The organism is Chitinimonas violaceus (assembly GCF_052601015.1).
Genome location: NZ_JBQXDJ010000002.1, coordinates 43,357 through 64,369 on the forward strand (window position 1 = coordinate 43,357; position 21,013 = coordinate 64,369).

Annotated in this window: 20 protein-coding genes; 4 read left to right on the forward strand and 16 right to left on the reverse strand. The window is 53.6% G+C overall.

The genetic code is table 11. The features are described 5' to 3' along the window. Nucleotides 1-28: 28 nt before the first annotated feature. From ACUHMQ_RS01230 to ACUHMQ_RS01240, 3 genes are read left to right on the forward strand one after another with little or no spacing between them, the layout of a single operon-like run. Nucleotides 29-3,331 (forward strand): S41 family peptidase, encoded by a 3,303-nt coding sequence (locus ACUHMQ_RS01230; RefSeq protein WP_445293619.1) that lies wholly within the window; start codon nt 29-31, stop codon nt 3,329-3,331. After that, a complete protein-coding gene (locus ACUHMQ_RS01235; protein ID WP_445293620.1) occupies nt 3,328-3,912 on the forward strand; it encodes a DNA-3-methyladenine glycosylase I in 585 nt (194 codons plus the stop codon). The genes ACUHMQ_RS01230 and ACUHMQ_RS01235 overlap by 4 nt, the downstream gene beginning before the upstream one ends. After that, entirely contained in the window at nt 3,909-4,583 is a 675-nt protein-coding gene (locus ACUHMQ_RS01240) for an alpha/beta hydrolase (protein WP_445293621.1), read from the forward strand. The genes ACUHMQ_RS01235 and ACUHMQ_RS01240 overlap by 4 nt, the downstream gene beginning before the upstream one ends. Before the next feature lie 67 nt (nt 4,584-4,650). Here ACUHMQ_RS01240 and ACUHMQ_RS01245 read toward each other — a convergent pair whose 3' ends face one another. From ACUHMQ_RS01245 to rpoE, 14 genes are all read right to left on the reverse strand, one after another. After that, nucleotides 4,651-6,363 (reverse strand): cyclic-di-GMP receptor FimW-related protein, encoded by a 1,713-nt coding sequence (locus ACUHMQ_RS01245; protein WP_445293622.1) that lies wholly within the window; start codon nt 6,361-6,363, stop codon nt 4,651-4,653. After that, on the reverse strand, nt 6,363-6,725 hold the full coding sequence (locus ACUHMQ_RS01250) for a SpoIIAA family protein (RefSeq protein ID WP_445293623.1): 363 nt from the start codon (nt 6,723-6,725) through the stop codon (nt 6,363-6,365). The genes ACUHMQ_RS01245 and ACUHMQ_RS01250 overlap by 1 nt, the downstream gene beginning before the upstream one ends. A gap of 143 nt (nt 6,726-6,868) precedes the next feature. Continuing rightward, nucleotides 6,869-7,252 (reverse strand): holo-ACP synthase, encoded by a 384-nt coding sequence (acpS, locus tag ACUHMQ_RS01255; RefSeq protein WP_445293624.1) that lies wholly within the window; start codon nt 7,250-7,252, stop codon nt 6,869-6,871. Further along, a complete protein-coding gene (recO, locus tag ACUHMQ_RS01260; RefSeq protein ID WP_445293625.1) occupies nt 7,249-7,992 on the reverse strand; it encodes a DNA repair protein RecO in 744 nt (247 codons plus the stop codon). The genes acpS and recO overlap by 4 nt, the downstream gene beginning before the upstream one ends. A gap of 169 nt (nt 7,993-8,161) precedes the next feature. Continuing rightward, nucleotides 8,162-9,055: a GTPase Era gene (gene era, locus ACUHMQ_RS01265; RefSeq protein ID WP_445293626.1), complete on the reverse strand. Its 894-nt coding sequence runs from the start codon at nt 9,053-9,055 to the stop codon at nt 8,162-8,164. After that, the gene (gene rnc, locus ACUHMQ_RS01270; RefSeq protein ID WP_445293627.1) at nt 9,052-9,765 is read right to left on the reverse strand and encodes a ribonuclease III; all 714 of its coding nucleotides are present in this window, start codon (nt 9,763-9,765) and stop codon (nt 9,052-9,054) included. The genes era and rnc overlap by 4 nt, the downstream gene beginning before the upstream one ends. Beyond that, nucleotides 9,749-10,114, reverse strand: a complete 366-nt coding sequence (locus ACUHMQ_RS01275; protein WP_445293628.1) for a DUF4845 domain-containing protein — start codon at nt 10,112-10,114, stop codon at nt 9,749-9,751. Before ACUHMQ_RS01275 ends, rnc begins: the two co-directional genes overlap by 17 nt. A 92-nt stretch (nt 10,115-10,206) precedes the next feature. After that, complete coding sequence (gene lepB, locus ACUHMQ_RS01280) at nt 10,207-11,181, reverse strand: signal peptidase I (protein WP_445293629.1); 975 nt, start codon at nt 11,179-11,181, stop codon at nt 10,207-10,209. A 141-nt stretch (nt 11,182-11,322) separates the two neighbouring features. Then, entirely contained in the window at nt 11,323-13,116 is a 1,794-nt protein-coding gene (gene lepA, locus ACUHMQ_RS01285) for a translation elongation factor 4 (protein WP_445293630.1), read from the reverse strand. A gap of 126 nt (nt 13,117-13,242) precedes the next feature. Then, a complete protein-coding gene (locus tag ACUHMQ_RS01290; protein ID WP_445293631.1) occupies nt 13,243-13,503 on the reverse strand; it encodes a glutaredoxin family protein in 261 nt (86 codons plus the stop codon). Then, a complete protein-coding gene (locus tag ACUHMQ_RS01295; RefSeq protein WP_445293632.1) occupies nt 13,496-15,016 on the reverse strand; it encodes a DegQ family serine endoprotease in 1,521 nt (506 codons plus the stop codon). Before ACUHMQ_RS01295 ends, ACUHMQ_RS01290 begins: the two co-directional genes overlap by 8 nt. A gap of 210 nt (nt 15,017-15,226) precedes the next feature. After that, entirely contained in the window at nt 15,227-16,210 is a 984-nt protein-coding gene (locus tag ACUHMQ_RS01300; RefSeq protein WP_445293633.1) for a MucB/RseB family sigma factor regulatory protein, read from the reverse strand. 39 nt (nt 16,211-16,249) lie between these two features. Then, nucleotides 16,250-16,771 (reverse strand): sigma-E factor negative regulatory protein, encoded by a 522-nt coding sequence (locus ACUHMQ_RS01305; RefSeq protein WP_445293634.1) that lies wholly within the window; start codon nt 16,769-16,771, stop codon nt 16,250-16,252. A gap of 22 nt (nt 16,772-16,793) precedes the next feature. Then, the gene (gene rpoE / locus ACUHMQ_RS01310) at nt 16,794-17,399 is read right to left on the reverse strand and encodes an RNA polymerase sigma factor RpoE (RefSeq protein WP_445293714.1); all 606 of its coding nucleotides are present in this window, start codon (nt 17,397-17,399) and stop codon (nt 16,794-16,796) included. Between the two features lie 321 nt (nt 17,400-17,720). Between rpoE and nadB the strand changes: the two genes are divergently transcribed. Then, complete coding sequence (gene nadB / locus ACUHMQ_RS01315) at nt 17,721-19,304, forward strand: L-aspartate oxidase (RefSeq protein ID WP_445293635.1); 1,584 nt, start codon at nt 17,721-17,723, stop codon at nt 19,302-19,304. Between the two features lie 82 nt (nt 19,305-19,386). Here nadB and ACUHMQ_RS01320 read toward each other — a convergent pair whose 3' ends face one another. Together ACUHMQ_RS01320 and ACUHMQ_RS01325 are read right to left on the reverse strand one after the other, a co-directional pair. After that, a complete protein-coding gene (locus tag ACUHMQ_RS01320) occupies nt 19,387-19,806 on the reverse strand; it encodes a protein YgfX (protein WP_445293636.1) in 420 nt (139 codons plus the stop codon). 391 nt (nt 19,807-20,197) lie between these two features. Then, the gene (locus ACUHMQ_RS01325) at nt 20,198-20,905 is read right to left on the reverse strand and encodes an SIMPL domain-containing protein (RefSeq protein ID WP_445293637.1); all 708 of its coding nucleotides are present in this window, start codon (nt 20,903-20,905) and stop codon (nt 20,198-20,200) included. Nucleotides 20,906-21,013: the final 108 nt, after the last annotated feature.

Consider the following 21,013-nt stretch of genomic DNA (forward strand, 5'->3'; position numbering starts at 1 on the left):
TAAACAAAACAAAAAGAAGGAACTGACGATGACGTCGTCACGCCTTGTCGCAGGCCTGACGGGCTTGTTACTTTCCATACACACCGTGGCAGCCACCAGCGGTTATTTCCGTTTCCCCACGATCCACCAGGACAAACTGGTTTTCACTGCCGAGGGGGACTTGTGGCTTGCCAACGCAACAGGCGGCACAGCCCAGCGGCTTACTTCCCATATGGCAGAGGAAAGCCGCGCCGCCATCTCTCCCGATGGGCGTTGGTTGGCTTTTTCAGCCAACTACGAGGGTGCGACAGAGGTTTACGTCATGCCCGTGACTGGCGGTCTGCCCAAACGCGTCAGCTTTGAAAACAGCCGGTCTCTCGCACTCGGATGGACCCCCCGCGGCGAAGTCCTGCTGAGTGCACAACATGAGAGCGGCCCCTCGTCCTTGCGTATTGTGGTGGCCGTTGACCCCAATACGCTGACCCGCCGGGTCTTTCCTTTGGCGGACGCCAATGATGCGGTGCTCGATGAGCGTGGCGAAACGATTTATTTCGTACGCTTTGGGCTTGCCTTGACCGGCGACAATGCACGCGCCTACCGTGGCGGCGCCATGGCACAGCTTTGGCGCTACCGGCTCGATGGCAATGGCGAAGCGGAACGTATCGGCCCGCAGGACGCCAATGTGCGTCGTCCGATGTGGTGGCAAGGCCGACTGCTTGTGGTCAGCGATCGCAGCGGGCGCGACAACCTATGGTCAATGGCTGCCGATGGCACCGATATGCGCCAGCTTACTCGACATCAGGACTTTGACATCCGTACGGCATCGCTGGGGCAAGGCAAAGTCAGCTACCAGCTCGGGGCGGATATACGGGTGTTCGATTTGGTCAGCCAACAGGACCAGATGGTGGATATCCAGCTTGTGTCCGACTTCGACCAGCAAAGAACCCGTTGGCTGGAAAAGCCGCTGCGTTATCTAAGCAGCACCCGCTTCTCACCCGATGGCGAGCGGATAGCGGTAACGGCACGTGGTCAGGTTGCTCTGGCAGGAACCGGCACATTACGACGGGTCGAATTGGCACGCCCTGCCGGCAGCCGTCTTTGGCAAGCCGCCGTCAGCCCCGATGGAAAATGGGTCTACGCCATCAGCGATGCCAGCGGAGAACAGGAAATCTGGCGATTTCCCAGTGACGGGAGTGCCGGGGCCGAGCAACTGACACATGACGGCAATATCCATCGTGCCAATCTGTACCCCTCGCCCAATGGTAAAGCGCTCGCCCATACCGACAGACGAGGCCGGCTATGGCTGCTGGACCTGACCAGCCGCAAGAATCAGATCATCGATGATGGCAGCAGTGCAAATACCGACGAATACGGCGAAGTCGTCTGGTCGCCCGACAGCCGTAATCTGGCGTTTATACGCAGCAATAATTCACGAGGACTCAACCAACTGGCCATATATTCACTGCCCGGCAGGCAAACCGCGTGGCTGACCAGCGACAAGTACGATACCGGCTCACCCGCATTCAGCCCTGATGGCCGTTGGCTGTATTTCCTGTCCGACCGCAGCTTCAATCTCGTCAACCGTACTCCTTGGGGGGATCGTAATCTAGGGCCCTACTTCGATAAGCGGAGCAAGGTGTATGCATTGGCTTTGCAGCCAGACAACCGCTTTCCATTTCAGCCCAAGGATGAACTGAACACTGACAAGAAGTCATCGGACAACGATGAGCATGAAGACAACAAACCAGTAAGTAACAAATCTGCCAAAGACAAGCCGAGCAAGCTGCCCGACATCGTTTGGGAAGGCTTGGCGACCCGGTTATATGAAGTGCCGCTTCCCGCCAGCAACTACAGTTCAGTGAATGTCGATGACAAACGCCTGTATTACCTGGAAGGTGATGACGGCAAGGCTCAGCTGAAAACTTTGGCGCTCGAAAACACGAACCCCAAGCCCGAAGTCTTTGCGAGTGAAGTGCGCGAGTATGCACTGTCGCAGGACAGAAAAAAGCTGTTCTACCGCAAAGGCGGTGATGATGGCGGAGAAATGCTGATTGTGCCGGCTGGCTCGAAAGTCCCCAATGAGCTAGCCAAGGCTGTCGTGCGGTTCGGTGACTGGCGTTTGCAAATCGAGCCGCGCCAGGAATGGCAGCAGATGTTTGCCGATGCCTGGCGTACCCACCGCGACACCCTGTTCGACCGAGATATGCGCGGTGTGAACTGGCCGGCGATGCAGGACAAATATGCGCCGCTGTTGCCGCGGGTTGCCGACCGGGCTGAACTGGATGATCTTCTTGCACAGATGATCGGTGAAGTCAGTACGCTGCATTCGCAGATCCTTCCCGGCGAGATGCGTAACATTGACGACACCGTCGCAGCTGCTGGCCTGGGTGCTTTGATGGAGCGCGTAACACAGGGCTGGAAAGTGGCGCGCATCTACCACAGCGAGGCTGAGTTGCCGACCGAGCGGTCACCCCTGCAAGCGCCAGGCGTAGATGTACGTGAAGGAGACATCGTCGTCAGTATCAACGGGCGCACCGCCGCCGACAGCCGGGATTTATCCGACCTGTTGCGCAACCAGGCTGGGCAGCAGATTTTGCTCGAAGTACAACGCGGTAAAACCAGGGTTAAGCGCGTGGTGGTTCCATTAAATCCACGCCAGCAGGCTTCGCTCAGATACACCGACTGGGAGCAAAGCCGCCTATCCGCAGTACAACAGGCCAGTAAAGGGCGGATGGGTTATCTGCACCTACGCGCCATGGGTAGCAACGATATCGCCAGCTTTGCCCGTGAGTTCTATGCCCAGTACGATCGCGAAGGGCTGATCATCGATGTACGCCGCAATAATGGTGGCAACATCGACAGCTGGGTAATCGAAAAACTATTACGTCGTGCCTGGGCATTCTGGGCACCGCCGGGTGTCGGACCTTACACCAATATGCAGCAAACGTTTCGTGGCCATCTTGTGGTGTTGACTGATGCGCTGACCTATTCCGATGGCGAAACCTTCGCCGCGGGCGTCAAGGCGCTTAAACTCGGGCCTGTCATCGGCAACCGCACAGCCGGTGCGGGCGTTTGGCTATCGGACAACAACCGTCTGATCGATGAAGGCAAGCCTCGGGTAGCCCAAACCGGCCAATTCGGGATGGACGGCCGCTGGTTGATCGAAGGCGTGGGCGTGGAACCTGATATTGAAGTGGATAATCCTCCCCATGCCACGTTCCTAGGAGAGGATCGCCAATTGGATGCTGCCATCCGCTACCTTAACGATAAGCTGCAAACTGAGCCTATCGCCCCGCTACGGGGGCAGAAGGTACCGCCATTGACGTTGCCCAAGCAAGCGGAGTACCCATGACAGAACCTTGCCGCTGTAACTGGGCAAACCCCAAGAACCCCCTATACATCGCCTACCACGACGAGGAATGGGGTGTGCCAAATCACGATGAAGTCCGCCTGTTCGAGATGCTCAACCTGGAAGGTGCACAGGCTGGTCTTTCGTGGGAAACCATTCTGAACAAACGTGAAGGTTATCGACAGGCTTTCGCGAACTGGGATGCGGAAACCGTGGCCCGTTATGACGACGCCAAAGTGGCAGAGCTGTTGGCGAACCCGGCTATCGTACGCAACAGGCTCAAGGTGGCCGCGGCAATCAATAACGCCAAGGCTTATCTTCGCCTGCGTGAAAGCGGGTTGACGCTTGATAGCTACCTATGGGCTTACGTTGAGGGCCAGCCAATCCAGAATGCGTTTGCCGACTACCGACATGCACCCACCAAGACTGCAATATCAGACCAGATTTCCAAGGACCTGGCCAAACGGGGATTCAAGTTCGTCGGCTCCACCATTATCTACGCCTATATGCAGGCCAGCGGCCTGGTCAATGACCATGCTGTCAGCTGCTTTCGCTACCAACAAGTGAAGGATCTACGTGCATGAGCACACTACTGGAAATGATCGAGATTGAAACCAAGCCAAAGCCTGAATGGGCCGTCATCTGGATGCATGGCCTGGGTGCAGATGGCAACGACTTCGTGCCGGTAGTACCTGAGTTAGGCTTGGCTGATGCCCCCGGCGTGCGGTTTGTCTTTCCACATGCGGAGATGATACCGGTGACCTGCAACAACGGTTATGTCATGCGCGCTTGGTACGACATCCTGGAACTGGACTCCATCAGCCGCCGTGTGGATGAAGCAGGCATCCGCAAAAGCCGCGAGGCGGTCCGGGCGCTGATCGAGCGGGAAAACAAACGGGGCATTCCCAACCATCGTATCTTCCTGGCAGGCTTCTCCCAAGGTGGTGCAATGGTATACAGCACCGGCCTTACCCACCCCGATAAGCTCGCGGGTCTGATCGCCCTATCGACCTATATTCCCTCTGCAGCACTGCTAGACGCCGAGACCCACCCCGCCAATAGAGACACCCCGGTTTTCGCAGCACACGGATTGCAGGACCCTATCGTGCCCTTTGTGCTGGGCGAAGCCGCCAAAAACGTGGTAGCGCAATCTTCACGGACCGTCGATTGGCACAGTTACAGAATGCCGCATTCTGTTTGTACCGAGGAAATCGAAGCGATTGGGGCTTGGCTCAAAGCCCGTATAGCTGGCTAGCCTGTCAGCTCAAAAACAAATAGGCCGATTTATGAAATCGGCCTATTTGTTTTTGAACGTTTTACTGTCATATGTCCCGGCGCAGCACCTCAACCGATGCCCATACCCAGTCAGGTCCCTTTTCCAGAGTTTCATTGATACGCACCATGAATACCTTCTCCCGTGCCGCCACCTGATAAATCTTGGCAGGCGCATAGTCTGCCGCGTGTATCAGCAAGCTGTTCATCCGCTTTCCATCGCCAACATAAGGGATGTATAGCGCGCTCTTCGGTGCGGTAAGCCCCAACGTATCAATACCACCATCGAACGAGACTGTCGATTGCTTCTCCCCATCCAGTGACTTCAAGCTGGCCGCGACCGGCGTGGTGGAAAGCACTTGCACCCCGGCATAGAGATGTTCCGCATCAATGCGATTCAAACGGCGCGTCACCGCAATCATCCAATTACTGTTTGCATCATTACGAACAGCCAACAGCACCCCCAAACGCACCCAGTCATGGCCATTCAGGGGCAGTACAGCACCAAAACCGCCGGCGGACTGGTTCTCCACCACCCAGTCGGTGTGTTCGATCTCCTTGACCTTGCTGCCATATGCATAGTTACGTGACTGCATGGTGGCGGCCTTCTGCCGCGTCCGCTCGGTCACATAGCCATACAACTTCATGTCCATCACTTCATCGCTGTCTGGCGCATGCCGGGCGGTGGCTCTGGCCATGGCGCGCTCATCATCAAAGCGTATTGCGGAAAAAATATGGTCAAGCCCCGCTACAACCTGCACCAGCTTATTGACGTGCGTACGCTCATCACGCGCCATTTGCTGATTACGCTCACGCGACCAGAGAATTTCCAGCTGCCGCATAAAGTCCAGGCAGGCTGGCATGCGGGCATCATCGCCCAGACCTAAACGGGACGGAGAATCACCCGCCTCCAAGAGGTGCATGGTACGGCTCATCTCGGCCAATAACTCACTTACCCCCCAAAAGCGCAACATCTCGCCTTCGATAAAGCCATGAATCTTTGCTGGACCCGTGGGTTCAGTAAGGTTCACACAGTATTGGTGTACCTGCTCACGGCACTTGCGCTCGATCTGGACATGACGGGACCAGCCGGTCAACCAGCGGTCCGCCCAATCGAACTGACGCAAGCTGAAGTTACCGTTGTTCAACGTGGCCAACATCTGGATGCGGATAAATTCATCAGCACATGAGGTTGGTGTCGGGTCCTCGCTGGGATAAAGCGGGAATGGATCGGAATCAACCCCACTGATCTCGGCCAAGCGATACAGCTGATTAGTTGCAGCCCACAGTTGCACCGGCGGGGTCTGAAAACGGAAGAAGTGCCATTTAACTTGGATACCCACATAGTGCAGCGCACGGGCAAGCATTAAGGCTGTAATCTGGCGAAAACCATTCGCTTCTTCGGGTACCAGTTCTTCCATTACAACGAAAGGTTGATACGCCGCCAACATATCGCGTGAGAAACCGATGATGTCGTTCCACAGCTTCTCTTCGATCGCCTTCCCGGCTCTCGGGTTCTGCACATACTGCTGGCAAACCTGCAAATAGGTGAGCTGGATCTTCTCGTCAATGACAAACAACGCCTGCAGGTTCTCAACGTGATATTCCGTTCGACCGACAAGCGTAACAAGTTGGGCGCGCACCGCAGCAAGGCGACCACCCAAATCCTCATGGCTGATATCCTTGAACCATTGGTTTGCGGCACGCGCATCCGACAACGGATCGCCATCACGTTTTACCAAACCTGAAAAAATTTTCAGCATCAGTCGATCACCGCTATCGATTCACACAGCCATGCTTCTGCCTGTGCGCCATCATCAAAAACACGAACTTCGCTATCGATGAACAATCGGGACACCCAGGTTGCCCAGGTCACCCACTCATCCCGCGTCACCACTGCCACACGGCCAAAATGATGTCCGTGGGTACGCGAAAAACGAAGCTCTTCCCATACCAAGTCGACTGTATAGCCAAGCATATCGGTCAGGTCGAAAAGGAGATTGGGTTGCCCATGAAACTTCACTTCATAGAGCACGTTCTCCTCGAACTCCCGGTAATCAGCCAAAGTAAACTCACCCACTACGCTAGCCAACACACCGACTGGTTTATGTTCAATGGCGATCATGAGCTTTCTCCATCTTGCACTACTATGACAAACGCCTTGCTATTGACACATTCAGCCCAAAATAAATCAAGTAGGTCAATAACCAACCGGTGCCACACACCATTCTTTATAAGCAAGCCGGCCTATGTCCGCCATGGCTGTACTTAAACTGTGAGTTCTAACACTACGAATGCAAGCACCTGTGTACGTTCATCAGAGAGGGAGAGATGCGTTCGACCAATGGCGTGTTGTGCAAGATACGCATCAATGGCAGCATCAAAATAAAGCCCAGGTTTACCTCCTGAATCATGAGCAATTTGAATGCCGGCCAACGTAATAGGCGGCCTGATACCTGTTCCCAATGCCTTTGCAAAAGCTTCCTTTGCCGCCCATCGCTTAGCAAGGAATCGTCCACTATTGGCATCTGCTACAAAATTCGCACGCTCATCAGGCCCTAAAACACGGGTCAGGAAACGTGCCCCATGCCGCTGGTAGGCTTGTTCGATCCGGGCAATCTCAACCAGATCCGTACCGATGCCAAAGATCATAATTTATGCAGATCACGCAAAATATGGCGGGTATGAAGCGGCATGTCGCCAAGCAACTCCCCGAGTAACATACGCATCAATTGTTTGGCCTGTTGTGCAACCTGGGTTTCAGAGAAATCCTCCGCCAACATCGCCACAAGTGTGCGCCCTGATAGCACCAGCCCGCCATCCGAGCCGACATCCTTCACTCGCAACAAGCCCCGGCCGCTAAGAAAGCGATAAGTTGCATCCTGCTGCACCGGCATGCCTTGCGCATCACAATCGAGCACAATCCCATACCCCAGCTCACGCAGCAACGTCAGTTCAAACTTACGCAAGATCGGCTCGACTTCAAATCGTCCCTGATCAGCCAAAGTACGGATAGCTGCGTCGTAAGCGGCCAACAAACGGGCATGCGCATCTTCCCGCGGCAACAACTTAAGCAACAACTCGTTCAGGTAAAAACCACATATCAATGGCAAACCCGCCAGCTGAGGCACGCCACCTTGCCATTCTGCTGCGTGTAAAGTTTTCAACTCCCCAGTACCGAACCAGGACAAGGCCAAAGGCTGAAACGCCATCAAACAGCCACGCAGCGCAGAAGCAGGCCTGCGCGCACCCCGCGCTACCATGGCAACCCGCCCATGCTCGCGACTGAATACCTCGATAATGAGGCTGGTTTCCTTATAGGGGTAGCTATGAAGTAACCAGCAATAACTGGCTTCGATCCGTTCCTTGGTGCGTGCAGAGGTTGCTGCCATTCGACGTGTAAATAAATTTATGTGCGAATTTAGCTAAATCGCTGAGATACGTTCAAGCAGCCTTAGGGCTTGTTTACGATCTTACTGCGTAACTGTGATTAGGGCTTATGTGCGGCCCTAAACCCTGCTGACGGCTGCTCGCAACAGATTGTAAACAGGTTCTTACAAACTACTCGTAACCAAACTGGCGCACCAAACGAGTATCGTCTGCCCACCCGCTCTTCACCTTCACAAACACTTCCAGGTATACGCGGGAACCGAACATCTTTTCCATATCGGTACGGGCCTGAGTGGAGATTTCCTTCAGCTTCTCACCTTCATGGCCTATGACGATAGCCTTCTGGGCATCACGATCGACCAGAATCGCAGCAAAAATACGCCGAAGATTGCCTTCCTCTTCCCAACGTTCGATTTCAACTGTCGTCGAGTAGGGCAGTTCATCACCGACTAAACGGAAAATCTTTTCCCGAATCAATTCTGCCGCAAGGAAGCGTTCGCTACGATCGGTAACCTGATCCTCCTCGTACATCGGTTCACCTTCTGGCAGCAAGGGCTTGATGGCATCAACCAGCACATCAACCTTCATTACCTTTTTGGCAGAAACAGGGACGATGGCATGAAAAGGGAACTGGGTAGACATACGTTGGATAAAGGGGAGCAACTGTCCTTTATCTTTCAGCAGATCTGCTTTATTCAACACAAGGATGACGGGCCGATGTTTGGGCAGCAGCTTCATGACCTCGATATCGCGCTCATCGAACTTGCTGGCTTCAATGACAAACAACACCACATCAACATCCGACAACGTGGTCGTAACCCCACGATTCATCGCGTCATTGAGCGCACTCTTGTACTTGGTCTGAAAGCCTGGCGTATCGACAAAGATAAACTGTGTATCAGCATCCGTCCGAATACCCGTAATCCGATGTCGGGTCGTCTGTGCCTTACGGGAAACAATACTGATCTTCTGCCCGATTAAACGGTTCAGCAGCGTGGACTTTCCAACATTGGGTCGACCAACAATGGCAATGAAGCCCGTGTGAAAAACGTTGGCTTCACTCATGATTTCTTTCCTTTAGTAACAACCGGCAGCTCAGCTAGCGCACGCGTTGCTGCAACTTGCTCCGCAGCACGACGACTCCCCCCTTCACCCTGACAAATCAAATCAAGTGCAGGAATTTTGCAAGCAATAACGAAATGCTGATCGTGCGCCTCACCATGCTGACTGACAATCTGATATTCAGGCAAAGCCAGCCGCTGCGCCTGCAACCATTCCTGGAGGCGGGTCTTGCTGTCCTTCCCATGGGTTTCCGGATCGATTGCTGCAATACGAGGGCCAAGCAAGCGGGATACTGAACGTTTGGCTGCATCAAAACCACCATCCAGACAAATGGCGGCGAACAAAGCTTCCAGAGTATCCGCCAATATAGACGGCCGCTGATAACCCCCACTACGAGCCTCACCATCGCCCAGACGCAGATACTCGCTTAATCCAAGGTCGATCGCCAATTCAGCCAAGGTCTCTTTCTTGACTAAGCTGGCGCGTAAGCGCGACAGCTCACCCTCGCTGCGATCCGGAAAAGCATCGAACAACAACCAAGCGGTGACAGCATTCAGAATACTGTCACCCAAAAACTCCAACCGCTCGTTATGTGGCACGCCGAAACTACGGTGCGTCAACGCCTGACGCAACAACGCCTGTTCTCGAAAACGATAATCAAGCGCCGCTTCAAGCCGGGGAATGTCTCCACTCACCTTATTCCGCCACTGCACCGGCTTTTTCTTCCAACTCGAAGTGAAGCACTAAAGTAGCGTTAGCTACCAGCGGAACAGATGCATCATAGACTGCACCAATCGTCGTCCCCCCCTGAGCTTGCACAATATCCAAATCATCTGCACGTAACGATCTTATATTCTCAATTTCCGCACGTTTCATGAAAGCTTCGCGAATATCTGCAACAGGTGCCCCACCCTTTTCTTTCACCAACGCTTTGATCGCGGCCTTAATCCCAAAAAATTCGGTATATACCGGGATCAACTTGATAGTCAGAATGAAACCGGCACCTAAAACAATAGCCAGCAAGAGCATGGTGATAAATGTAAGACCCGACTGTTTACGCATATTTTCCTCGCTTTGTGCAACCGGCGCGCCAACCGTACCGGCCTCGCGCTATTTTAGTGTCTGTTTGCATATATTTCATATGCATAAATAGTTCAATCGATTTTGGTGCCAATACGGCCCAACTCACCCAGATTCATCCAGATCATAAATGCCTTTCCTGCCAAGTGGTTATCCGGCACAAATCCCCAATAACGCCCATCATTGCTGTTATCGCGATTATCCCCCAGCATCATGTATCTATCTGCAGGCACTGTACAACTAAAGCCTGTTTCATCGTGTTGGCAAGACTCTTCACGGCCCGGAAAATCCAACACACTCGGTGGAATCAAGGTAGGAGCACCGGGGACATTCAGCGTATCGTGCGCCTTACCATCCAATGTCTCACGCATACGCACAGCTTGCATTGTACTCTCACCACCATCCGAATAACGGTATTCCGCAACGGGTATGCTATCGACTTTTACACCGTTAATGGTCAATAGCTTATTACGGTACTCCACCTTATCGCCAGGGACGCCGATAACCCGCTTGATGTAATTCAAACGTGTATCCAAAGGATAACGGAACACAACAACATCACCGCGTTGTGGTTTTCCAATCGACACGACGGTCTCATTCAAGAATGGGATACGCATACCATAGGCAAATTTATTAATCAAAATAAAGTCACCAACCACCAGACCAGGTCGCATCGAACTGGAGGGGATCTGCATAGGCTCAACCACAAAGGTCTTTCCTATTCCGATTGCCGCAAGCACCAAAGCATTCGAAAAACCAAATGCAGCCCAATCCGGCAAGGGACGTTCATTACCTTTGGCCTTATATCCACGCAACTTGGCAAATAACACCAAAACGGCGGCAACCATCATCACCAGAAAGAACAAGTCACTTGGGTTAGCAAACTGAGACAACACACCCCAGGCACCGACCAGTATCAGGAAATAACCCCATAGGGCACTTTCACTCATTTGCTCCGCATCAAACACTGGTGGAGCGTTACGTCTTGCACGCCAAATCAGAATAGGGCCAATAAACAGTGCGGCAATCGCTAGCAGTGTCCAGTTCATGAGGGCTTTCGTTGCGTTGAAAGAAAACAATTAAGCTGTAACAGCCTGTTCTGAGCGCTACCCAGCTTGTGACCAGGGTAGCAGTGTCGAGCAGGCAAAACTTCTGGGAAAATTCAAACGCCGGGTCGCCCCGGCGTCTTGTTATTTGTCGCTAACCTGCAAGATAGCCAGGAAAGCCTCTTGTGGTATCTCGACGTTACCAACCTGCTTCATACGCTTTTTACCGGCTTTCTGTTTTTCCAGCAGCTTACGCTTACGGGAAATATCCCCACCGTAGCACTTGGCCAACACGTCTTTACGCATGGCCTTGACTGTCTCGCGCGCAATAATATGTGCGCCAATCGCTGCCTGGATCGCAATATCGAACATTTGACGCGGAATCAGCTCACGCATTTTACTGACCAGCTCACGCCCACGGTAAATGCTATTGGCTCGATGCACCATCAGGCTCAACGCATCAACTCGCTCACCATTGACCAGAACGTCAAGTTTGACCAAGTCATCAGCACGGAATTCCTTGAAGTCATAGTCCAACGAGGCATAGCCGCGTGATACGGATTTCAGTCTATCGAAGAAGTCCATCACCACTTCAGCCATCGGCAACTCATAGGTCAACATCACCTGGCGGCCCATGTACTGCATATTCTTCTGCACACCACGTTTAAGGTTGCACAGCGTCATCACTGGGCCAACATAATCCTGCGGCATCAAAATAGTCGCCGTGATGATCGGCTCGCGGATTTCCTCGATTTTGGACAACTCAGGCAGACGCGATGGGTTTTCAATCTCAACCACCTCGCCATCTTTGAGGAGCAACTGGTAGATTACCGTAGGCGCGGTGGTGATGAGATCCATATCGAACTCACGCTCCAGCCGCTCTTGCACAATTTCCAGGTGCAACAAGCCAAGGAATCCACAGCGGAAACCAAAACCCAGGGCTTGCGAAACTTCAGGCTCGAAATGCAACGACGCATCATTAAGCTTCAGCTTTTCCAAGGAATCGCGAAGCGCATCATAGTCATGGCTCTCTACCGGATAAAGACCGGCAAAAACCTGTGACTTCACCTCTTTGAAACCGGGCAAAGGCTCAGCTGCCGCAGGTTTCACCAAAGTAATCGTATCGCCAACCTTGGCGGAAGCGAGTTCCTTGATACCCGCAATGATAAAACCCACCTCACCAGCCTTGAGCGAATCACGCTGCATCGACTTAGGCGTAAATACGCCAACCTGCTCGCAAAGATGCTGCGCCTTGGTAGACATGAACAACAACTTGTCCTTAGGCTTGACTTCACCATCCACCACCCGGACCAACATCACCACACCGACGTAATTGTCAAACCAGGAATCGATAATCAGCGCTTTGAGCGGCCCTTCCGGATTACCACCTGGGGCAGGAATCTTGGCCACAACGGCTTCAAGAATATCTTCAATGCCTATGCCGTTCTTGGCGGACGCATGCACAGCATCCGTTGCCTCAATGCCGACAATATCTTCGATCTCTTCGATAACCCGCTCGGGTTCAGCAGCCGGCAGGTCGATCTTATTCAATACCGCCACCACTTCCACACCCTGCTCAATCGCGGTATAGCAATTCGCAACCGTCTGGGCTTCAACACCTTGCGAAGCATCCACAACCAGCAATGCCCCTTCGCAGGCGGCCAACGAACGGGAAACTTCATAACTGAAGTCCACGTGGCCAGGCGTATCAATCAGGTTCAGATTGTAGATTTGTCCATCACGCGCCTTATAGTGCAGCGCTGCGGTCTGCGCCTTGATGGTAATACCCCGTTCCTTCTCGATATCCATGGAATCAAGGACCTGCTCACTCATTTCGCGCAGCTCCAAGCCGCCGCAATATTGAATGAATCGGTCGGCCAAGGTAGATTTTCCGTGGTCGATGTGAGCGATGATCGAGAAATTGCGGATATGGTTCATAAAACTTCTATAGGTACTTTACCAGCCACAAGCAGCTGGAAACCGGCATGAAAAATGGGCACGTTGCGACGTGCCCACGTTGATTTCCAGGGATTTTACCGGATTAAACCAGGCTTGGCTGCTACATCAACCAAGGGACTGACGGGCGAGATAAGCCTCGAGCTTGTTGCGGTCCAGATGGTAGAAACAGATCACCTCATCCGCTAACCCGGTCAACACTGGAACCATATCGTTATATTTGGCCTCGGCTACATCATCGTCATCAATATCAAACCAGATAACGTCCAGATTCAGGTCCGGTGCCAGCAAACTCAATTCTTCCCGCATTTGCTGGCACAGACCACAATACTCTCGACCAAACAGCGTCAATAATGCCCGCTCAGTCATCCGTTGACTCACCTTTTGCCGGCAATTTGAGGCTCACAAAAAGCGACAATTCGCCCCGGCGTAAACGCAGAGGGATCGACGTACCGGGTTTGGCTTTGCTGATAGCCTCCTCAAGTTGTTTGAAAGAGGTGATTTCTTCGCTACCGAGCCCGATCAGAATATCGCCGGACTGAATACCGGCACGGGCAGCCGCACCCTGTACATTGATAACCTGCAGACCAAACTTCAACCCCATCTGCTTGAGCATGCGCGGATCGACGTCACGAACCGTCAAGCCGGATTTGTTCAGCGAATCCGCGCCGCCTCTGTCGCGCTTGAGCTCACGCTGCGCAGAGCGGCCGTCGGCCAATTGTTCCAGCTCACCCACGATGATCTTGAACGTCTTGGGGGTGCGATCACGCAATGCCTCGATCGACACACTGACACCTGGGGCTGTCTCGCCAACAATACGCGGCAAGTCGGAAGACTGCGTTACTTCGCGCCCATTGAACTTGAGGATTACGTCACCCGCCTTCAACCCAGCCTTGGCTGCGGGCCCATCCGCCTCCACGTTGCTCACCAGCGCACCTTTGTTATCTTTGAGACCAAAACTCGCGGCTAATTCATCGGTCATAGGTTGAATACCAACACCGATACGGCCACGGGTCACCTTGCCGGTCGATTTGAGCTGGCTGACTATCTTCATCGCCTCATCAATAGGAATGGCGAATGACAAGCCCATGTAACCGCCGGACTGGCTGAATATCTGCGAATTGATTCCGACAACCTCACCACGAACATTGAATAGTGGGCCGCCCGAGTTACCAGGATTCACCGCTGCATCGGTCTGAATAAACGGTACATAGTTTTCATCCGGTAGATTACGGCCCTTGGCGCTGACAATGCCCGCTGTCACCGTATTTTCCAGTCCAAATGGCGAACCAATGGCCACAACCCACTCGCCAACACGCAGTTTGTCACTGGAACCCAGGTCCACGGTAGGCAATCCCTTTGCCTCGATCTTCAATACCGCCACATCAGTACGCGCATCCGACCCCACCACCTTGGCTTTGAACTCACGCTTATCACCCAGCTTGACAGTAATCTCATCGGCTTCCGCCACCACATGCGCATTGGTCAACACATAACCATCTGCTTCCACAATGAACCCAGAACCCAGTGATTGGGAACGCTCTTCACGGGGGGGGGCGCCTCGCTGATTAGGAGGAGGAACAGGGAAACCAAAGCGTCGGAAAATATCGAACGGATCATCACCATCAAAACCCGGCATCTGTTGATTGCGAGCATTACGCCGCAGTTGCGATGTGCTGATGTTGACGACAGCCTTACCCTCACGCTCCACCAAAGCAGTAAAGTCTGGCAATCCCGTCACGAGGGGGGCGCTGGCAGCAACCGCAGGCGCAGTGGCGGTAGCAACAACCTGTTTAGGTGCTGAAGCGACACTGGCCGCCTCAGTACACGCGATAAGACCACAAGCAATCAACGCGGCGGTCAACAGGCTATTTTTCATCATAATTTGATCCTTTTTCTATGTTGACGAGCTGATAGGTAGACAAATTCAGAAATCACGGGCTTGTGCATGTACACAATCGGTGATTTCGAGCAATGAAATTGGGTTGAGTTCCAGCACAAAGAAGTCGGCGCGACAAACCGGCCGACAAGCGGATGAGCGGTGAAAGAGAAGGACGAACTGCGGCATGGCAATCTGGTTGACTATACCAGGTCAGCGCTGGGAATACGCCTGGGTAAACAATTGAACGGTACGCAGGGGCACCTCACCCAGTGCAGTGATCCGCCAACCATCAATTTGGCGGGAGAAGAAATTCACTGTTCCTTGAGTCAACGGCAAGCTGACCGGCCCATTCCCTGCTGGCTCGATAAATACCGACACCGTAGCCATACCATCGCTATAGAGGTAGTGAAGGACAGGTGCTGACTTGCCCGGAATTTGACTACGGGTTTCAGTTACCAAACGGAAGCCGCCAGGCAGATTATCCACCACGAACTGGGCAGTACTCAGTTCCGGACTAACCACAGGCGCAGTACGTGGGCCAGCCGGCGTAGCAGGCATTTCCAGCGGCAGGGCTTTGCTGGCCAATACAGACTTCAAAAGCTGCTTGTTGATCTGGCCACCAATTTCCAATTGGGTAAAAGCAAACTGCTCCAGCGGCTCACGCCGGCCGGTAGAATACATAGTAGTCTTAAGCAGTAGCCCGGAACTCGGTTCGACACAGAGTTTATGAGGATGGCGCAACTTATCGCGTGGCTCCATCAGTATGGACTGGCAATCATAGCCAGCCACGCGCTCTGTATCCAAACGTTTGAATGCGTAGCTGCTCAGTACATCAGCAGCCTGATCAGGCATCACGCCAGGGAAGAATTTGTTGGCTGCCCGTCTATCAAGCACAAAAGGTTTACTGTCCGGCAAGTAGCAGACAATCTGATCGTTCGTACGCACAAATTCACGCCGTAATCCATCGAGCGATTCACGCCGCTCCTGCTCACCACTCGCATCAAAGGCATGTACAAGACGAAACGTCTCCAACATCTCGGCATGCTGGTAGACATAGACCCCACTGTAATTCAGCGAGCGGGCCGCCATCCCCATTCTGTGCAGCAAGTTGACAGACTCGGACGCTGTAAGCAGTTCTGCCGCTTGGGCCGAAACCACCAGCAGCAGACTACACAACCCAAAACGCAGCTTCATGGCGTATCTAGCAAGCAAAGTGTAAAGGCTGATAGAAGATTAACGGCCAGCGGTAACACGTTCGGCTTCAGCACCCGTCAATACAACGGGGCGATGATTGAAACCGGGATTTCCAACCAGTGCCTGATGCGCTTGCAAATAAGGATTAACGGTGTCGGCAGCACGCGTAGCAACCAGGGGTTGATTTGCTGCGGGCTGTAAATCATTGACCACCACAGCAGACGTATCACCCTGCCCACGGTCAACGTACCAAGCGGTAGCGCTCACCAGGACAACAGAAGCCGCCATGGACAGTGCCACCCATTGCTTACGTGGCTTCATAGCACGCCTGCGCATTGCACTTGGCGCCAATACCACAGGCTCCGCATCTAACCGGGCGGAAAAGTTGGCTAAAAAATTGTCAGACAATAGAGGTTGCTGATTGAGCGCATCGGAAATCAGATGATAGTCACGCCACGCACCGGCGCACGCTTCATCCTCATCGAAGGCAGCAATCAACTTATCGAGCTCATGGTCATCCCACTCGCCATCCACCATTGCAGAGAGTTTTTCCTGCATCATCAACACCCATCACCCTGTCTGTTTACCAGCGCCGGTCTTTGCCAGCCGACTCGATAAGCGGCCGCAGCTGTACCGCGATGGCCTCACGGGCGCGGAATATACGCGAACGGACCGTACCAATGGGACAATTCATCACTGCAGCGATGTCCTCATACGACAAACCTTCCATTTCCCGCAAAGTAATCGCGGTGCGCAACTCTTCTGGTAAAGCTTCAACAGCCTGATTCACCGTCGTGACGATCTGCCGGTTCATCAAGGCGGTTTCCGGCGTATTCATGTCTGGCAACTGCGTAGCGGTGTCCAGCGTCTCACCATCTTCATCCTCGTACTCGGTAGACAACACCGGACGACGACCAAGCGAGGCTAAGTAATTTTTAGCAGTATTGATGGCGATGCGATATAGCCACGTATAGAACGCACTTTCGCCGCGAAAGGACGGCAGCGCACGGTAGGCCTTGATAAAGGCTTCCTGCGAGACGTCTTCAATCTCGGTCTGATCGCGGATCATCCGGCTCAAAAGCCGTGCAATCTTGCGATGGTATTTAGCGACCAGCAGCTCAAAGGCTTTCTTGTCACCGCGCTGTACGCGCAGTACCAATTCATGGTCGATGTCCCGCTCACTCGACATAGTCGATGTTTTCCCCTCGGTCAGCGCGCCCGTAGCTTGCGCTTGCGTCGCTGCAACCGGGTCAACATGCGTGTTATCCGGCGCTTTTTCAAGCGTCGGCAACGTCTTAGATGTAGATTTTGGGCCCACCTCCCAAATATCAAGCAAATTCGCGGGTCGGAGTGTAATGGAATCCATATGTTTTGTAGGCCTTTACCCAGTGTCCTCCCTTACGGGCACATGCTATGGACGGGGCTGCTTTAAAAAAGTTCCCCAGCTCCTCGTCATGGAAGCGCAAACCGGACTGGTATAGTACGTGGACTTCATCTCTTTTTGATTACCATGCAACGCTACGATGTACTGATACTGGGCAGCGGCCTCGCCGGCATGACTTTGGCCCTGCAGTTGGCTACCACCCATCGGGTCGCGCTCGTCACCAAACGCCAACTGACAGACGGTGCCAGCCAGTGGGCGCAAGGCGGCATTGCAGCCGTCCTCGACAAAGCCGACAGTATCGAAGAACACGTTCAGGATACCCTTATCGCCGGCGCCGGCTTATGTGACGAAACTGCTACCCGGCATATTCTGGGCGAAGCACGGGAAGCCATCGAATGGTTAATTGAACTCGGCGTTCCCTTTACGCCCGACGCCAACCACGAAACCGGTTATCACCTGACGCGCGAAGGCGGCCATTCACATCGTCGCATCATCCATGCAGCAGATGCCACCGGGGCAGCGGTCATCGCTACCCTGGCCGCCCAAGTGCTGACGCACAGCAAAATCACCGTGCTGGAAAACCATATCGGCCTCGATCTGATTACCGGCAAGAAACTCGGGCAGCCTGATGTCGGTTGCCTAGGTGCCTATGTGCTCAACCGAAATGCTGACAAAGTAGAAACCCTGCTGGCCGATCACACAATTCTGGCTACCGGTGGTGCAGGCAAGGTATACCTCTACACCACCAACCCAGACACCGCTACGGGTGACGGCATTGCCATGGGTTGGCGTGCAGGCTGCCGGGTAGCGAACATGGAGTTCGTACAGTTCCACCCTACCTGCCTCTACCACCCTCATGCCATGAGCTTCCTGATCTCAGAAGCGGTACGCGGCGAAGGGGGACAATTGAAATTGCCGGATGGCACCCGCTTCATGCCGCGGCACGATGAACGTGCAGAACTCGCACCACGCGACATCACGGCACGCGCCATCGACTTTGAGATGAAAAAGTACGGTCTCGACTGTGTTCATCTTGATATCAGCCACCAACCTGCTGAATTTATCCGCAGCCATTTTCCCAACATCCACCAGCGTTGCCTTGAGTTGGGTATCGACATTACAAAGCAGCCTATTCCCGTGGTGCCGGCAGCGCACTATACCTGTGGCGGCATCGTTACCGATCTGCAAGGACTAACCGACATCCCTAATCTGTTCGCCATCGGTGAAGCCGCGTACACAGGCTTGCACGGCGCCAACCGGCTAGCCAGCAATTCCCTACTGGAAGCGTTGGTACTGGGCCGTGCTGCAGCCAAAGCGATTACCGCAGCCCCCAAAGCAAGGCTGCTGGCAGTTCCGGCATGGGATGAAAGCCGAGTCAGCGATGCCGATGAACAGATTGTCATCGCCCACAATTGGGAAGAATTACGCCGCTTCATGTGGGACTACGTGGGTATCGTCCGTACCGATAAGCGCCTTGAACGTGCAGCTCACCGTATCGCGTTGCTGCGTAGCGAAATCGACGAGTATTACACCCACTTCCGCGTGAATAATGATCTGATCGAACTACGTAACTTGGTGGACACCGCCGACCTGATCGTCCGCTCCGCCCAGCAACGCAAAGAAAGCCGGGGCCTCCACTTCAGCCGTGACTATCCGGAAACGCTCAGCACCGCTTCACCCACGATTCTGCCCCCTCGCGGCAGCCATTAGCTGATTCAGCACCTTGATGGCAGAACCAAAAAAACAGAGCCAATTTAAATTGGCTCTGTTTTTTCGTTCTACCGTTACCTCATCACCCCCAACGCAACCAACTGCGCAAGTGGCGTAACTGATCGGGTTCTGCACTATCGGGCCAAAGCATCAACTGCAGACGGCGGCCATCTGTAAGCTGCAAAGGCAGACGCATCAACCAAAGGCTGCGGTAGACCCCGTTCCTCAGACTGGCTTCCACCTCCTTGCCGTCTATCAGCAACGCCCAACTACCATCGGGCAACAAGCGTATCTCTGTTGGCAACAGTAGCTTACGCAGCTGCCGCCAATACCACGCACCCGATGCCAACAGCAGCAATAGCAATACAAACTTACCCTGCCAAGCCAAGCTGTTCAGCCAAATCATCGGCAACGTAACAACATACAATGTACCGACACCCCAAAGCGGGTAGCGAGAGGGGCGCAACTGTACGCGCAGATTGGGCATACCAAGCCGTGCCATTAGTCACCCCTTGCATTCAGTAACAAGCGATCCAATTTTCAGCAGGGTGGAGAGCAACTCATAAGCTCGGACCATAGTTGCACAGTAAGAATCATGGTAGGTTCGGAGAACCTGATCAAAGTCTCGCGAGCTAAGGGAAGACAAGACAAAAACACCCGAAGAAGCAGAGTTTACATAGAGTAAATGAGCATTCTAAGGGTGGTTTCAACGCCGTATTGCCGACGCGCCGCGGACTTTGAACCAGTTCCTAAAGCCAGTTCACGATCTGCCGCGAGCAGCTGTCAGCAGGGTGCAGAGCAGCGCAGAAAGCGGAATGTACTTTTGTACATGAGGATTGCGAGCAGCACATAAGCCCTGATCACAGCTGCGCAGCAAAATCGTAAGCAGGCTCTTAGTCCATCCGGTCGATCTGGATACTACCCGCAACCCCCACCGTCACAACGCTTTGCCCACCTTCCATAGGAGGCGGTGCCGCATCCATGGCTTCGGCTCGCATCATGCCCACCTTGGCACGCATCATCGGGGGTGGCGCATAACCACCGCCACCTTGCGTATTGACGTTCATGTTCACAAGTTTGTAGCCCCGGCCACCCACACTGCGCTTGACCACCTCAGCACGACTACGGAATGCCTTAACCGCCTCATCAATCAATTCGGTCTCAGCTTTTTCCAGCGCAGTAGGTGATACGGAAAAGCTCATTCCCCCAAGCTGCATATTGGTCTGCAACTTGCCCACCAGTTCAGCCAGGGCCTTGAAATCCGTACTTTCCAGGCGAATCTCTACCCGCCCCCGCCAACCTTCAGCCCTATTGTTCTTGCCATACAACGGATAAACACTGTTTCCACCATTGGCTGCTTTGACACTCGCATAAGCTTTGGCCACTTTCAAGCCATCGGAAAGGGCACGATTGAGCTTATCTGACAGCTGCGCGGCATTGGGGTCGCTGAATTCGGCATAAAGAGAAGCCTGAGCCAGATCGTTCTGTACCTCTCGACGCGCTTCAGCCTGCAGGCTCACGATGTTGTAGGCGATGGTCTCTTCAGCCAATGCGCTTGTGGCAAGCAACCCTACCAGCGCCACGCGGGCAATTCGATTCATACTGCTACTCCTCCTTGGTTGAATTCTGGCCAGTCTAATGAGCCGGCCTGAATCAGGACTGAATTTTCAAATAGCGCCAGAACAGGTTCGCAATCTGCTACAAACTAC

Coding starts and splice junctions, on each gene's coding strand:
- lepA (WP_445293630.1), bottom strand. CDS start 13,116: ATGAACCATATCCGCAATTTCTCGATCATCGCTCACATCGACCACGGA.
- nadB (WP_445293635.1), top strand. CDS start 17,721: ATGCAACGCTACGATGTACTGATACTGGGCAGCGGCCTCGCCGGCATG.
- ACUHMQ_RS01300 (WP_445293633.1), bottom strand. CDS start 16,210: ATGAAGCTGCGTTTTGGGTTGTGTAGTCTGCTGCTGGTGGTTTCGGCC.
- ACUHMQ_RS01250 (WP_445293623.1), bottom strand. CDS start 6,725: ATGATCGCCATTGAACATAAACCAGTCGGTGTGTTGGCTAGCGTAGTG.
- ACUHMQ_RS01290 (WP_445293631.1), bottom strand. CDS start 13,503: ATGACTGAGCGGGCATTATTGACGCTGTTTGGTCGAGAGTATTGTGGT.
- ACUHMQ_RS01275 (WP_445293628.1), bottom strand. CDS start 10,114: ATGCGTAAACAGTCGGGTCTTACATTTATCACCATGCTCTTGCTGGCT.
- era (WP_445293626.1), bottom strand. CDS start 9,055: ATGAGTGAAGCCAACGTTTTTCACACGGGCTTCATTGCCATTGTTGGT.
- lepB (WP_445293629.1), bottom strand. CDS start 11,181: ATGAACTGGACACTGCTAGCGATTGCCGCACTGTTTATTGGCCCTATT.
- ACUHMQ_RS01235 (WP_445293620.1), top strand. CDS start 3,328: ATGACAGAACCTTGCCGCTGTAACTGGGCAAACCCCAAGAACCCCCTA.
- ACUHMQ_RS01295 (WP_445293632.1), bottom strand. CDS start 15,016: ATGATGAAAAATAGCCTGTTGACCGCCGCGTTGATTGCTTGTGGTCTT.
- ACUHMQ_RS01305 (WP_445293634.1), bottom strand. CDS start 16,771: ATGATGCAGGAAAAACTCTCTGCAATGGTGGATGGCGAGTGGGATGAC.
- ACUHMQ_RS01320 (WP_445293636.1), bottom strand. CDS start 19,806: ATGGCACGGCTTGGTATGCCCAATCTGCGCGTACAGTTGCGCCCCTCT.
- ACUHMQ_RS01245 (WP_445293622.1), bottom strand. CDS start 6,363: ATGCTGAAAATTTTTTCAGGTTTGGTAAAACGTGATGGCGATCCGTTG.
- ACUHMQ_RS01230 (WP_445293619.1), top strand. CDS start 29: ATGACGTCGTCACGCCTTGTCGCAGGCCTGACGGGCTTGTTACTTTCC.
- acpS (WP_445293624.1), bottom strand. CDS start 7,252: ATGATCTTTGGCATCGGTACGGATCTGGTTGAGATTGCCCGGATCGAA.
- ACUHMQ_RS01240 (WP_445293621.1), top strand. CDS start 3,909: ATGAGCACACTACTGGAAATGATCGAGATTGAAACCAAGCCAAAGCCT.
- rpoE (WP_445293714.1), bottom strand. CDS start 17,399: ATGTCGAGTGAGCGGGACATCGACCATGAATTGGTACTGCGCGTACAG.
- ACUHMQ_RS01325 (WP_445293637.1), bottom strand. CDS start 20,905: ATGAATCGAATTGCCCGCGTGGCGCTGGTAGGGTTGCTTGCCACAAGC.
- recO (WP_445293625.1), bottom strand. CDS start 7,992: ATGGCAGCAACCTCTGCACGCACCAAGGAACGGATCGAAGCCAGTTAT.